The following is a 14,473-nucleotide window of genomic DNA, read 5'->3' on the forward strand; positions in this document are numbered from 1 at the left end:
ATAAAATACAAATAGGTTATAAAAACACTGGTGCACTTTATATTTCATTTAAGGATATATATATATATATATATATAGAACTTTCTTATTAATTTTTTTATTATTCTTGTTTTTAATTTTATAAAAAACGATTTTAAAAGTAATTTTAAAGTTGTTTTTTCGTTATTTAAAAAGGATTAATATTTTAAAAAATATTTAAATAAATCAAGATTAATATAAAGTAATAACTAATTTAAATAAAGTTTAAAAAGATTTAAATAAAAGAACCAATTAGATGAAGTATTATATTTTATCCCAAAAGAAATAAAACAAATAAAAGGAAAATTATGAAACGTTTATTATGCCAATTTAATAGAGACTTTGATAAAAAATTCTCTAAAACTTACCCATGAGTGTTAAAACACCCAAAACTAAAACACGGATTAGCTTTATTTAAAACAAGAAAAGAAGCTATGAACTGATTCTTAGCAGTAGGATATGAAAGTGCAATTTGATTCCAAACAGAAAAAAGAATCTTTGGTGGATTACTAATTATGGATAAAACTGAAGATGGTTTTGAATTTGAATTAAACACAGAAAAATTTGATGGAGATATCAAGTATGAAGAAGCAATGGAAGAATTTTACATCTTCCCAACTTCAAGATTAAGAAATCAAGAACAAGCAGATCAATTCTTAAAAGAAATAGTTGATTACAAAATTCTTGCTGATCACAAAACATACTTCCCAGCAAATGATGATTACATTCCAGAAAGAAAACTTTCAAGCAAAGATAGAGAAATAGAAAGATTAAACAGACAAATGGCCGATCTTGAAGAATTATTTAAAAATTCTAATGGATCTTATGCAAAAGAAATTGCTGTTTTAATGGAAAAATTAAGAGACAGCAATTCTGATAAAGAAGCTTTAAGAAAAGAAATTGAAAACTTAAAGAAAAAAATTCTTGAATCTTTAGATAAAGAACCAGAAAAAGTTATTGTTGAAAAAGAGAAACCTGTTTTTGTAGAAAAAGAAGTAGTTAAGGAAGTTGTAAAAGAAGTTCCAGTATATATTGAAAAAGAAGTAGTTAAGGAAGTAGTTAAAGAAGTTCCAGTATATATTGAAAAAGAAGTGGTAAATGAAGTAGTTAAAGAAGTTTATATTAACGAAGATAAAAAAGAACCAACAAAATACTCAAACTCCTATAATCTAGCTCCTTCAAAACAACTTGAAGCATTAGCAGTATATTCACAAAAACTTGAAAAAATTACTTCTTCTTATGATGAAACAATGATTACATCAACTCAAGACAATAACCAAATCAAAAGTGAATTAGATTTAGTATCTAAAGCATTAGAATCATTAGATCAAGCATTTAAAGATGATTATTCACAAAAACTATTACTTTTAGTTAAAAAAGCAACTAAAGAATCAAGTGATAAATTAATGGAAAAAATTAAAGTTTCAGAAGAGTTATTCTACTCAGATGAAAATGCAATTTACTATAAGAAAAATAAATTATCACACGAGTTGTCTTTCATCAATTATGAAAACAAACACATAGGATTTGTGGAAGAAAAGAATTATAAATATGGTGTTATTGAAAACTACAGTTTAAATAAATCACATTTCTTAGTATTTAAAAACAACGTAGTGCAAAAAGTAGAAAAATCAGATCAAACTTCTGCTTTAACAAGTGGTTGAACAAGAAGATCTATTTGAACAACAATTATTTATTGAATCGCATACATAATTTTATTTGTAGTAGTAATTATTCTTGCAATTCAAAGATAATATATAACTTATATTTTAAAGAATATTATTAAAAATAAAATAATAAAAAGAGAGGTAATTATGGCAAAACCAAATGTAAAAGTTCTAATAAGTGGATTAGCATTAACAGCACTTGCAACATCAATAGGAACAACTACAGCTGTTTTTTGAAACAGTAAAAATAATAATCAAAGTGATTATACAAAAGCAAAAGCCGAAGCTAATTTAGAAGCAGATAAACTACTTGATGAAAATAAGAAATCCAAATATAAACAAAGAATTAATTCAGTAACTACAATTGAAGAAATTAATACGATTAAAAAGGAAATATCCATAGATTTGGAAAATGAACTCGAAGTTTTAAAATCACAAGCTAAAAGAGAAATAGTAAAAATAATTGATGAAACTACAAAAGCAGATTTAAATAATCAATTAAATAATGCTACTTCTAGAGATGAAATTAACTTAATAATAAATAAGGCAAAAGCAAAACAACAAGAAGAATTAAATGAAGAGAAAAGAAAGAATCATCTTCGAGCAGATAAAATTCAAGACAATGATATTAAAACAAATCTTAAATCAAAAGTTGATTCAGCAACAACTCTTGAAGAATTAAATAAAGTAAAACAAGAAATTGAAAAACAATTGGCTAAAGAATTAGCAATTGCTAAAAAAGAAGCAGAAGTAGAAATTGCTAAGTTAATTAATGAAACTAAAAAAGAAGAGTTAACAAATGAGTTAATATCCGCAAATACTATTGATAAAGTTCAAGTTATTAAATCAAACGCAATAAATGAGCAGGAAAAAGAAAAAGTTATTATAATAGCAAAAAATGTAACAGAAGGAGAAGAAAAAACTAATTTATTAAATATTGTTAATAATTATAATTCAACTTTGGAAGAAATTACTAAAGCTAAAGAAAGTGCACAAAAATCACTTGCAACTTCATTAAATCAAGCTGAAGCATCCATTATTAAATTAGTAGGACATAGTGATTATGATTCTTTAAATCAACGAATTGAAACTAACAGAGAAAATCAAACAGAGTTGCAAAAAATCATAAATGAATCAAACACCAAATTTAACGAAAAAGTACAGGAAGTTAGAGAAGTTATTGATAGTATAGATGGTAGTGATGCAGAAGCAAATGCTGAGTTCAAATCTAAAAAAGAAGAGTTAATTAATAAACTTTCTTTAGCACCTAATGTAACTAAATTAGAAGAAATTAAAAATGAAGCAACAGAAACCAGAGACAAACAAAAAAATAAATTAAGATATTATAGAGCAGAAGTTAAAGGTTTAATTTACAAATTAAGGGAAGGGAGTGAATCTAGAAATGAATCTTCTAATGCTATAGATTCAGCAACTACTTATGATGAACTAAAAACACAAGCAGATAAAATAAATAAAATTATTGAAGATTTAAGAGAAAAAGCAAAAGAAGTAATTCTTAAACTAGAAGGAGATCCTCAAAAAGAAACATTTCAGGAATTTCTTGACAGCAAAGATGAAAGGGGTACGCAACAATACATAGAAGATGAAATAATAGAATATACTAATAATCATTTCAAAAGCGAAAAATCTGACGCTATATATGAAGTAAGTCATAGTACCACAAATTTACCTAGTGAAAGAAGATCATATTATTTAGATGCTTTAAGAAGTGAAGAAACAAATACTATTGGAAAAATAAACACACTTAAAGAACAAGCGTTACAAGAAGCACAAATAGAAAATGAAAAACAACAAAACAATCCAAGTTAAAAATTTGAGAATATAAATATTACTTTTTAATCCTATAAATAATTTATTAAAGAATTGATTTATGCTTTAAGTTAATAAACATAAAAAACTCCACTTAAATAAGATGGAGTTTTTATTATAACATATTTTATTTTTTGGTTAAAACTATTAAATTTTCAATGTGGAAAGTCTTAGAAAACATATTAAAAATTTCAATATATTCAATTTTATAGTTATCTTTTAGAAGGGAAATATCATATGCTTGTGTTGCGATGTTACAAGATAAATAAATGATTTTATAAGGTAATAACCTTTGTAATTCATTTATTACTTCTTTCTTTAAACCAGTACGATCAGGATCTACTATTATAGTTTTTCCTTCTAAAGAGTTTAAATTTTTTAAATATTTATAAACATCTTGATTGAAAGGAATAATATTATTTATTTTATTTAAGTCGATATTGTATAACATATCTTTATATGAATTTTTGTTTATTTCAACCGCTTCAATAGTTTTAACTTTGTCACTTATAAAACAAGCAATTGAACCAATTCCTGAATATAAATCTATCACTTTAGCATCTTGATCTATAAAATTTTTAATTCTGGAATAAGCTTCAAGAGCAACTTCTTTATTTACTTGGTAAAAAGAACCAATAGAAACCTTAAAACGAAGGTTTTGAAAATTATCAAATGTAAAGATATTGTCTTTTTTATGTCCTTCAATTTGTGTTTCAAGTTTTCTTATAATAATTTTCCCTTTTTGTTTACTAAATGGTTTTATATCTGTTAATAAGAAATCGTCTAAATAGAAAATTTCATTTGAATTTTTCTTTTTTAATCCACCATCAAATAAAGTGATTTTATTTCGATATCTTAACTCTTTTGTTCCTTGAAAATAATTAATTTTATATTGATTTAAATCTATTTTTGCAATTTGTTTAAATACAGAAATTAAATTATAAATTTTGTATTCTTTTTCTGCTTCTTTATTCATATGCATTAATTCATATCCACCTATAAAATCTGCATTTTTAGGGATTTCAAGATTTCTATTTTTATCTGCTATTATTATTTTTGTAACCTTACCTATATAATAATTTTTTTCTTCTTTTATAAAGGTAAATTCCACAGTTTCATTTAAAATTGTAAAAGGTAAATATACAGGTTTTTGATTTCATAAACCAACACCTTCACCTTTTTGATTATAAAAAAATATTTTAGTTATCATCTCTAGAAATCATTTCTTTTATATTGTTAATAATTGTTTCTTTATTAATTAATCAATCTATTTTTTTTATTTCGATTATTTTGTAATTTTTAGCTTTTAAAAAATTATTTTTATCTTTATTGATTATATAGTTTTCATATGAATTATAGCTACTATAATCATCGATCGTAAATGCTACTAATATTTTATTTTTTTCATTAGTAATTGCTAAATCAATATTTTGACTACCAATAGAAAAATCTTTTTTTACATATAATTTTTGAGTTTCAAAAAAGGAATCAGATTCAAAAGTATCATAAATTTCTTCTTTTAATTTATTATGGATTTGGACTTTATTATTATTATTACTTTCATCTTCATCTTTAAGTTCTAAGTTTAAATAGTTGGTTCTTTGTTCATTTGTTAATTCTAAAAATAATAATCACTTTTTAAATAAAGCAATATCTTCATTTTGATTAGTATTTTCAATTTCTTCTGCTTTTAGAGATTTAATTACAATTATTTTATCTTTTGCTCTTGAAACAGCAACATTTAAAGCGTTTTTTCCACCTGAACGGGAAACATAAGTAGTATGTAATGCGGTAGTTTTATCATAAACAACAGAAATTATTAATAAATCGGCTTCATCCCCTTGAATGTTTTCTATGTTTTTCAATAAAACTTTTTCACTAATTAGAGCTTCTTCTAATTCTGGATGATTGTTTAAAATTTGATTTTCTATATATTCTCTTTGCGAACTATTAAAGGTTAAAAGAATAATTTTCTTATATTTATTTAGATTCTCTTTTGTTTGTTCAATTGCAATTTCTGCTTCTTTTTTATTGATTTTATTTTCTCATAAACCATCTGTTTGAATAACTTTAATTGAATCATGATTTTTTGTATTAAATTTATCTATTACATCAAGTTCTGAATTGTAAAAATGTTTTGATGAAAAAGTCATTAATGAAGCATAATTAGAACGATAGTTTTTATCTAGTAAAATACTATAAACGCCTTTAAAAACTGCATAATTTAAGATTGATTCAATATTCCCGAGTTCAGCATCTTCCACATTACTTCGTGTTGAAAATCAACTTGTGGGTTGCATTTGTTTATCATCACCAGCAAAAATTTTGATTTTTGCTAAATAAAGTATTGGAAATGCTTTTTCAATAAATATTTGTGATGATTCATCCAAAATAACATAGTCAAATTCATTTTTCTCCCACTTACTTAGTTCTGTATCTACTGAAGAAATAATAATTGGATACAATTCTTTAATAATTTGGTGGTGTTCAAGAACGAATTTATAAGGATCTCTATGTTTTGTTCTAACTGCAAGAACAAATTTTGAATAAAGTTTTTTCATCTCTTTATTTTGATTAATTTTTTCTAGTTTTTTAAATAATCTATAAAAAGTAAAGTTTACAAGTTGTTCTTCATTGGAAATATCTTGTTTTGAGTTTTCAAAAACAAATTCATAGAAAGTATTAATGTCACTTAATTCTTGTGGAGTTAAATAACTTAATTTGTCGGTTATTTCTTTTAAATTTCCATTAAAATTGTTAATTTCTTTTTTAATAATTTCGATATCTTGTTTATCTTCATCGGTTAATTTTTTAAAAATTTTTTGAAAGAAATTGTTTTTCTTTCCTGATTTTGCATCTAAAATAGCTCACTTTAATTTTTTAATATTTTCTTTAAAATCATCTGTATTAATACTAATATTTTTACTAATTTTATATAAAGATTCAATTGTATTTGGAGACAAAGATGTCACATTTTTCTTTATAAAAGAATAATTTTCAATTTTTTGTTCAAGATTTTCATTATTAGCAAATTTATTAAATAAATCTATATATTCTTTTTCATCATCATAAATAATTTTCAATGATTCAATATTGGATTTATTTTCAAAATTTTCTAATATATTAATTAATTTTTCTATAGGTTTATAAAACGTTGCTTTATTCATAGAATTATCATTTAAAATAAATAAGCAAAAAATTGATAACTTATTCATTCTATCTTTTAAAACATCTAAAGCAGCTTTTTTTTGAGAAACAACAAGACCTTTTTTATCAAAAATAATAATATTAGCAATAATATTAGAAATAGTTTGTGATTTTCCAGTACCTGGAGGTCCTCAAATTATGGTATTTTGAGAAAGAGCTGATACTGTTGCTTTATCTTGTGAATAATTAGTTTTATTTATTTTTACAAAGTTAAAAACTTTATTAAAAATTATTTTATTAACTTTGTTTTTGTAATTATTTTTATTAAAGTCAACATCTAAAATTTCATCTAATTCATCATTTTCAATAATTTTTTCCATTATTTTTCTTTGATGACTTCCAAAAGAGTTAAAAATTCCTAAAACCATACCAGGGTGAAAATGTAAATTATTATCAATTAAATCCACATTAACTTTGGAAATATTATTTTTAAAAGTTTTAATATTAAAATTTGATCAATTGGTTTTTATAATTTTTTCTAATTCTTCAATAGATAACCTAGAAACATCTATATCTACTCCTAGTAAATAATTTCCTTTCTCTAAAACTCAAATTAATTTCTCATTAATTTTAATTTCTCCATCAGAAAATAAAAAAGCTTGTGAATTAGAAATATCGATATTAACTTCTTTAAAAAATAAAGGAGCAAATATTTTTCTTTTTTCAATTTCCACAGAAACAAAAAGCATTCCTATCTGCATTGGTCAAATGTTTCTTTCACTATTTAAACTTCTTGCTTTGGTTAAAAATTTCTTTCATTTGTAACTATTTTTCTGTATTTTTTCTTTTAATTCGGATTGTAATGCTTTATTTTCTTTATCAAAATCTTTTTGTAATTTAACTTTTGTTTCTGCGCTTAAAATATCATTATTTTTTATAAAAATAGATTCAACTTCTTCAACTGAAGAAGCGTTTTTTATTTCATTTACTATTTTTTTTAAGTTGTTTTCAGTTAAAGCAACTCTAAAATTTGCTTGCGTATAGATTTTTTCAAACTGTTTTTGATCAAATAATTTGAACACATCCATAAAATCATGATCATTTATGTTAACAAAAAGCGATGTATCAAATCTATCTACATCAAATAAGTTATCTAAAATTCTTTTATAATTTTCTTTATTTTTCTTTATTACATCAAAGTTGATATTCATATTTTTCCTTTTACTTCATTATATTTTCAATTTCTGTTTTTAAGTATTCAGCAACGTTTCCTACTATTAAATTAACATAAGTACTGGAAACTAAAACACCTGAAATTCCTTTTAATTTTTGTATTTCTTCAGCTTTAACTAATTTAGTGTTATTTAAATAAATTTTAATTTTTTTATGACTATTTTCTATCTTATTGATATTTTCTTTTTTACCAAGAAGTTCAATTAACAAAGTAACATTTATGCTTGTTTTATAGCTTTTTGATAATTGATTTTCTGTTTTGTTTTTGGATTTATTTTTTCAATAAATTCAAATAAAACCTAAAGTTATTATTGTTAAAAAAACAATTAAAATCTTATCTTTTGTTCTCATTTTCATCTCCTTTTTTATGTTTTTCAAGCAGAATATAAAGCATTACTCTTTTGATTCTGCTACTTGTATATCTTCTGGAATTACATTTATTTACAAATTCATCATAAGTTTTTTCTTCTATATGCTTTTTAAATAAATTTTCCATCCCTTCACTAATCATTGGATTTAATTTCAAAATTTCTGCAGGTGTATTTCTTACAATGTCTTGAAATTTAGAATAATAATTTTCTATCCTATCAGGAATTTTATCAAATTTCATAGGCGTATATTTAGAAATATCTTGTTTTTCAAAAATCATTTTCCTTATTAAACTTGCAGAAGCAAATTCATTAAAAGTGGTTTCTGAGTGAAAACCAACTGTCCTTTGCATACAAAAGGCTTGAATTGGATAATTGTTAAAGACAATTGATTTAACATACTCTAATCCTAAAATATCATTAGGTAATCTTATTTCTTCACCAGTTAGAGTTTGTAACGCTTTTGCACTGGAATTTGGAAAGGAAAAGCCTCCTTTTAAGTATTTTTTAACTAGTTTATTATAAATTTCTTCATTATAATAAATGGTTTCAGCAATTTTGTATAAATTATCAACATTATTTGATTCACTTCCAAAAATAAGTTTATCAATTTTTAAATCATTAATGATTTTTAAAGCACCATTTGCAAAAATATGGGCTGCTTGAGTTGCATATTCAAAGGGTAATTCGACAACAAAATCAGCACCATATTTAAGTGCTTGTTCTTTTCTTTTTTCAAAAGAAGCTACTGCCATTTCCCCTCTTTGCACATATTTTCCAGAAAGTATGATGTATATTTTGTCACTCGGGAAATTTTTCTTAACATATTCTAGTTGATATTTGTGTCCGTTGTGAAATGGATTATATTCTGCTATTATTGCTATTGCCATAAAATAATTTTATTAAAATCTGTAAAAAAAAGAATAAAATAATTTAAAAATTATTCTATTCTTGAGGTGTCAAATAAACCACTTGTTTCTAAAACAGGTTTGATAGAGATTCAAATGCTTGGATCAACATTTTTTAATTCATTTACAATGTATTTTACTTCTAAATATAATGCAATAGTTTTGATTTTATATGTTGGTTTTCCTGTATATCCAGAAATCCCTTCTCATAAATTATAGGAATGTCAATATTTCATAACTTTTAAATGAGCAAGAATTTTTTCAGGCTCAGAAGTGTGAAAAGTTAATTCCACTTTTTTGTATTTTGGATAAATTAAGTTTACTATCATTGATGTTAGGAATATATACATAATAGTGGAAACAACTTGAATTCCTAAAATTTTATGTATTTTTCCTTCTCCAATATTAAAATAACCAAGTGTTCCAAAAAGTACTAATGAAACAAAAGCTATACTAATAGAAATAGAAAATAATATTTTTCCAATTGGTTTTCTTTTTTTAGTTGAATAGTAATAAGAAATAAAATCTGTCCCTCCACTTGAACCACCAAATTTTCAAGCAAGACCAATTGAAACTCCTATTAGTACAGAACCTAAAAAGGTATAATATAGAATAGGTCATAAATCTGTGTTTAATTCTAGTGCTTTTACTACATCTCAATTATCAGATTCAACAGTTATATGGTTACTTAAAAAGTCATGAACTACTGTTATATTAAAAAATAAATTTCATAAGTTTTGAAAAATCATTCAAATTATCGTTAAATACATAAAACTTCTTTTTAAATGTTTTCAAAATAAAATGATTAGCGGTAAGTTTAGTGCTAAGTAAAGTAAAGAAAAATAATGTTTTGTTTCACTAAAAATATATGTAATAAGAGTTGGGATAGCTGTTAATCCAGAAGGAATTGTTTTAGCTTTTGCAAGTACAATTACTATTGAAAAAGTAAAAAGAAAAGAAGAAACCAACATCATAAAGATTGAAAAAGGTTTCTTTTTACAAACATCAATAAAATTCTTAGGATTATTATCACCAGTGTTAATTAATTCATTTTCAAGTTTTTTAATTTTTTTAATAAAAGTATTATCGTTTTTTTTCATATTATTCCTATGTGCTATTTACGTTAATATTTTATATTTTTTTCAAAAAAAATAAAAAAAATTTTCAAAAAATAAAAAAAAGATTTCTATAAAATGTTTTTTTGAAATTATTGCTTTTTTTATTTTGTTTTTTTAAAAAAATGTTTATTATTAAATTACACACAAAAAAACAAGGAGTAAATAAAATGGTTATAGGTATTAGCGGAATGATTAGTAGTGGAAAAAGTACACTAACATCATCTTTAGTAAAAAAATTTCCAAATTCAGAAATGTTATTAGAATTTAATGAAAACGACGAAGTTTTCAACACATTTTTAAAGTGATTATATGAACAAAGAGAAAATTTGACAATTGGTTTTCAAACATACATTATTGAAAACCATTCATCAATTTTTGCAGATAGACTAAATAAATTTAAAGAAAGAAATCTAAAAAACAAAGAAAAAGGATTTTTTTTCTTAGATAGATTTTCAATTGAACATCACATCTTTGCTCAAATAAATTTAGCAAAAAAAGAACCTAAATATATGAGAGCATATGAACTAGCTTTTAGAGAATTGATTACACCAGAAGAATTTCCTGATCTTGCAATTTTTTTAGATATTTCTTTTGAAACATTTAAAGAAAGATTTTTCAAGAGAGAAAGAGCTGTAGAAACAGACAATTGAGAAAAAAATAAAGAATATTTTGAAGTTTTACACAGAAATTACAAACCTTATTTTGAAAAATTATGTAAAGAATTTAACTTAAATTATGTTGTAGTAGACACCAACGGTTTAAATGAAGAGCAAGTGGAAGAAAAAGTTATTGAAATTATTAAAAATTACTCGAAAAATAGAAAATAATGATAACGACGAGAAATAAATTTTTATCCTTCATTTTATCGTTTTTCCCTTCTACAAAAGAACGTTGAAAATTATATTCAAAAATCGCAATACCTGTAGTATTGTCCGGTTTTTTAGTATCTTTAAATGGTTTTATTGATAATTTTATGGTTACAGGAATTTCAGGTGGTGTTTCAGCATTAAATTTTGCAAACGCATTCACCGGAATTATTGGTGGAATTTTAATAAGTTACAATGCAATTGGAATGCCTTTATTTGGTCAATTTTGGGGCGCCAAAAAATCAAAAGAAACAAAAGAAGTTTTGAGAACAAGATATTTAATTTCTTTTGCTTTTGGACTTATATTTTCAATTATGATTTTAATATCTCCAGAATTTTTTATAAAGACGATTGCAAAAGATAATAATATAGTCAATGGAGAGCATAGTCAAACTTATTTAGATATTGTAAAACAAGCAACAGATTATATAAAAATAATTGTTATATCTTGAATTTTAATGTCTATTTCTTTTACTACTATTTCTTTATTAAGAGAAACAGGTAATGGTGGAATTTCATTATATATATCATTAACTAGTTTATTAACAAATATAATTTTAAATTTAACATTAATACCAAAATTTGGAGTTGTTGGTTCTGCATGAGCAACTGTTTGTTCAGGTATTGTGAGTTTAGCTGTAAGTTTAGTTTTTATGGGACTCAAAAGTAAAAAAACACTTGTAAATCCTTTAAAAATATTTAAGATTAGCAAAAAAATATGAATATTATTTTTAAAAAGAATACCAAGTTTTCTTTTATCTTCATCTAGCTTTGTTTTTATTTCCATAAGAACTTTTTTATGAGCAGCAGGTTATAAAGTTGGTTCATTGGGTTATGGAGAATATAAGGAGTACTGAGGACTTGGTTCTGCAGCTATTTTAGGAATAACAACATCATTAACCAATATCTTTACATCGACTTTTGGGATTATAGGTGCTAATGTCACGTTGTTTGTTGGAAAAAAATTAGGAAACAATGAAATTGAAGAAGCAAAGAAAAATGCTAAAGAATTAAAGGGATTTCATTTTGTAATTGCATTAGGTTTATCATGTATATTTGCGATTTTAATTATATTTATTCCTTTTATGAAGTTCTTTTCTTCTGGTGTTGAGACTGGTTTAGAAGAGCAATTAAAACAAATAGGGGTATCACAAAATATAATTGATAAACAAAAAGAGTTAGCTTCAGCATATTATTTAAAAGAAATACAACTAACATCAATTTCAATTGCTATATTTAATCCTATATGAATAATTTTTAGTTCTAGTGTTAGAACTATGGAAGCGGGAGGAAAAAATAATTTAACTTCTATATTACAATTTGGTTCAGGAATTGGTCAAATATTGTGATTAACTTTAATAGTTTTTGTTTTTATACCGAATTTTAATTTAAGTTTAAATTATCAATTTGCCTTTTATTACTTTATTTTATTCACTTCGGACTTAGTAAAATTATTTATTTATGAGTTGTTTTATTTTAAAACTAACTGAGCAAGAAACATTACACATTAGAGAAAGAAATCAGTATTAAATTACTGATTTTTTTAAAATAAAAATTTGAGTTTAAACTCAAATTCTTTATTATTTTGTTTGTGCAGCTTTTGCTGCTGCTTTTTTAGCTTCTTTTCTAATTTTTTCTACTCTTTTAGCTTTTCTTTCAGCCATTTCTTTTCTTCTAATTCTTCTCATTTTTTCTCCTATTATGATTGATTTAATTTATTGAATTTTATTGTTTTTTCTTTATTACTTTTTCTTGGTGCTTGTAAAGCTTCTAATATAGGTGTAGCAACAATGTCACCTTTATTAACACCTATTGCAACTCCAGATTCACCTTTTTTAAGTAAGTCAACAGCTTTCATTCCCATTAAAGTAGCTAAGATTCTTTCTTGTGCTGAAGGATTTCCACCTCTTTGCACATGTTCTAAAGCCATTGCTCTAGAAGAAATTCCTGTTTTTTCTTGAACAAAACTTGCAATTTCTTTTAGATTAGGATAAATAAATTCGCTAACTATAGCTATCACACTTCTTTTTTTCATTGTTTTAATTTGGTGTTCAACAACTTTAGCAATTTCTTCTTTAGTCATTGTTAATTCGTTTGTAATAATAATTTCAGCACCAGTTGCTAGACCAGAATATAAAGCTAAATCTCCAGCACCGTGTCCCATTACTTCTAACATTAAAAATCTGTTGTGTGAATTTGAAGTATCTCTTAATTTATCTACAGCTTCAACTATTGTGTTTAAAGCAGTATCATATCCGATTGTGAAATCACTTGATGTAATATCGTTATCAATTGTGCCTGGTAATCCAATGGTTTTAATTCCAAGTTCGTGTAGTAATTGAGCTCCCATATAAGAACCATCACCACCAACAACAACAAGTGCATCTATTCCTAATTCTTCTAAATTTTGTTTAGCAATTTTTCTTGTTTCTTCTTGTTTAAATTCAGGGAATCTTGCTGAAAAAATAAATGTTCCACCTTTTGAAACATAGTCATCAACATTAAATTTTGAAGCAGGAACTATATTTTTTTCATATAATCCTTTATAACCTTCAAAAACTAAAAAAGGTTCTATTTCATTTGCTAGTGCATGTTTAACAACTGCACGAACAGCATTATTCATCCCAGGTGCATCACCACCAGAAGTTAATATTGCAATTTTTTTAATTTCTTTTTTCATTTGTGTCCTTAATAAATAACTATTAAATTATAAATTTTTTTTAAGAAAAATCAAAAAATATTTTAATATTTTTACTTATTTTTTTCCATTTTTAGTTTAAAAATAGTTTTTAATTGTTATTTTGAATTAAAAAAGTTAATTTTTTCGCATTTTTTTCATTTAAAACAACTTTTTTGTATTTTTTTCTTAATTTTCCTTTACAATTTATTTGAAAATATTTAAATTAATAAGGAGACAAAAATGTTTGTAAAAGATGTTACAAAAGAAACATTAGCACAAAGTATTGAAAATGGAAAAGGAGTGCAACTATTAAATTTCCATGCTACTTGATGTGGTCCATGTAAAATGTTGGCACCTGTTTTAAAAGAAGTTGCAGAAAAAATGAACATTGAAGTTTATAAAGTAGATGTAGATCAAGATAGAAACTTCGCAAGAGAAATGGGAGTTTCAGGAACTCCAACAACTTTTATTTATAAAGATGGAAAATTAGTTTCTCACATTGTTGGTTATGGTGCATATGAACAATTTTCAGAAGCACTAAAACAAATTATTTAAATTTAAAAAACTTAGTTTAAAAACTAAGTAAAGTGGGACAATTTATTGGGACACATTTTACCAGTGATATCACTGGTAAAATT

Annotated in this window: 11 protein-coding genes; 5 read left to right on the plus strand and 6 right to left on the minus strand. The window is 24.1% G+C overall.

Features of this window, described 5'->3' with window-relative positions; genetic code table 4:
• Positions 1-326: 326 nt before the first annotated feature.
• Both ACXX89_RS03355 and ACXX89_RS03360 read left to right on the plus strand, forming a co-directional pair.
• Positions 327-1,772, plus strand: a complete 1,446-nt coding sequence (locus ACXX89_RS03355; RefSeq protein ID WP_458557659.1) for an MAG3090 family protein — start codon at positions 327-329, stop codon at positions 1,770-1,772.
• Positions 1,773-1,832: 60 nt separating this feature from the next.
• Entirely contained in the window at positions 1,833-3,515 is a 1,683-nt protein-coding gene (locus ACXX89_RS03360; protein WP_458557660.1) for a hypothetical protein, read from the plus strand.
• Positions 3,516-3,642: 127 nt separating this feature from the next.
• On the opposite strand, the gene ACXX89_RS03365 is transcribed toward ACXX89_RS03360, so the two are convergent.
• Genes ACXX89_RS03365 through ACXX89_RS03385 form a run of 5 tightly spaced genes read right to left on the minus strand, consistent with a single transcriptional unit; the run spans position 3,643 to position 10,271 of the window.
• On the minus strand, positions 3,643-4,725 hold the full coding sequence (locus tag ACXX89_RS03365; RefSeq protein ID WP_458557661.1) for a class I SAM-dependent RNA methyltransferase: 1,083 nt from the start codon (positions 4,723-4,725) through the stop codon (positions 3,643-3,645).
• On the minus strand, positions 4,715-7,873 hold the full coding sequence (locus tag ACXX89_RS03370) for an AAA domain-containing protein (protein ID WP_458557662.1): 3,159 nt from the start codon (positions 7,871-7,873) through the stop codon (positions 4,715-4,717). The genes ACXX89_RS03365 and ACXX89_RS03370 overlap by 11 nt, the downstream gene beginning before the upstream one ends.
• 10 nt (positions 7,874-7,883) lie before the next feature.
• Positions 7,884-8,246, minus strand: a complete 363-nt coding sequence (locus tag ACXX89_RS03375) for a hypothetical protein (protein ID WP_458557663.1) — start codon at positions 8,244-8,246, stop codon at positions 7,884-7,886.
• Positions 8,230-9,153, minus strand: coding sequence for a nucleotidyltransferase (locus ACXX89_RS03380; RefSeq protein WP_458557664.1), 924 nt, complete (start codon positions 9,151-9,153; stop codon positions 8,230-8,232). Before ACXX89_RS03380 ends, ACXX89_RS03375 begins: the two co-directional genes overlap by 17 nt.
• A gap of 50 nt (positions 9,154-9,203) precedes the next feature.
• Positions 9,204-10,271 (minus strand): YitT family protein, encoded by a 1,068-nt coding sequence (locus ACXX89_RS03385; RefSeq protein WP_436358976.1) that lies wholly within the window; start codon positions 10,269-10,271, stop codon positions 9,204-9,206.
• 185 nt (positions 10,272-10,456) lie between these two features.
• Here ACXX89_RS03385 and ACXX89_RS03390 point away from each other — a divergent pair, with 185 nt between their 5' ends.
• Positions 10,457-11,116 carry a deoxynucleoside kinase gene (locus tag ACXX89_RS03390; RefSeq protein WP_436358978.1) on the plus strand — a complete coding sequence of 220 codons (660 nt, stop codon included), beginning with the start codon at positions 10,457-10,459 and terminating at the stop codon, positions 11,114-11,116.
• Entirely contained in the window at positions 11,116-12,666 is a 1,551-nt protein-coding gene (locus ACXX89_RS03395) for an MATE family efflux transporter (RefSeq protein WP_458557665.1), read from the plus strand. Before ACXX89_RS03390 ends, ACXX89_RS03395 begins: the two co-directional genes overlap by 1 nt.
• Positions 12,667-12,854: 188 nt before the next feature.
• On the opposite strand, the gene pfkA is transcribed toward ACXX89_RS03395, so the two are convergent.
• On the minus strand, positions 12,855-13,835 hold the full coding sequence (pfkA, locus tag ACXX89_RS03400) for a 6-phosphofructokinase (RefSeq protein ID WP_436358982.1): 981 nt from the start codon (positions 13,833-13,835) through the stop codon (positions 12,855-12,857).
• A gap of 240 nt (positions 13,836-14,075) precedes the next feature.
• Here pfkA and ACXX89_RS03405 point away from each other — a divergent pair, with 240 nt between their 5' ends.
• Entirely contained in the window at positions 14,076-14,390 is a 315-nt protein-coding gene (locus tag ACXX89_RS03405) for a thioredoxin family protein (RefSeq protein WP_436358983.1), read from the plus strand.
• Positions 14,391-14,473 lie beyond the last annotated feature (83 nt).

Source organism: Mycoplasma sp. 1012 (assembly GCF_054343455.1).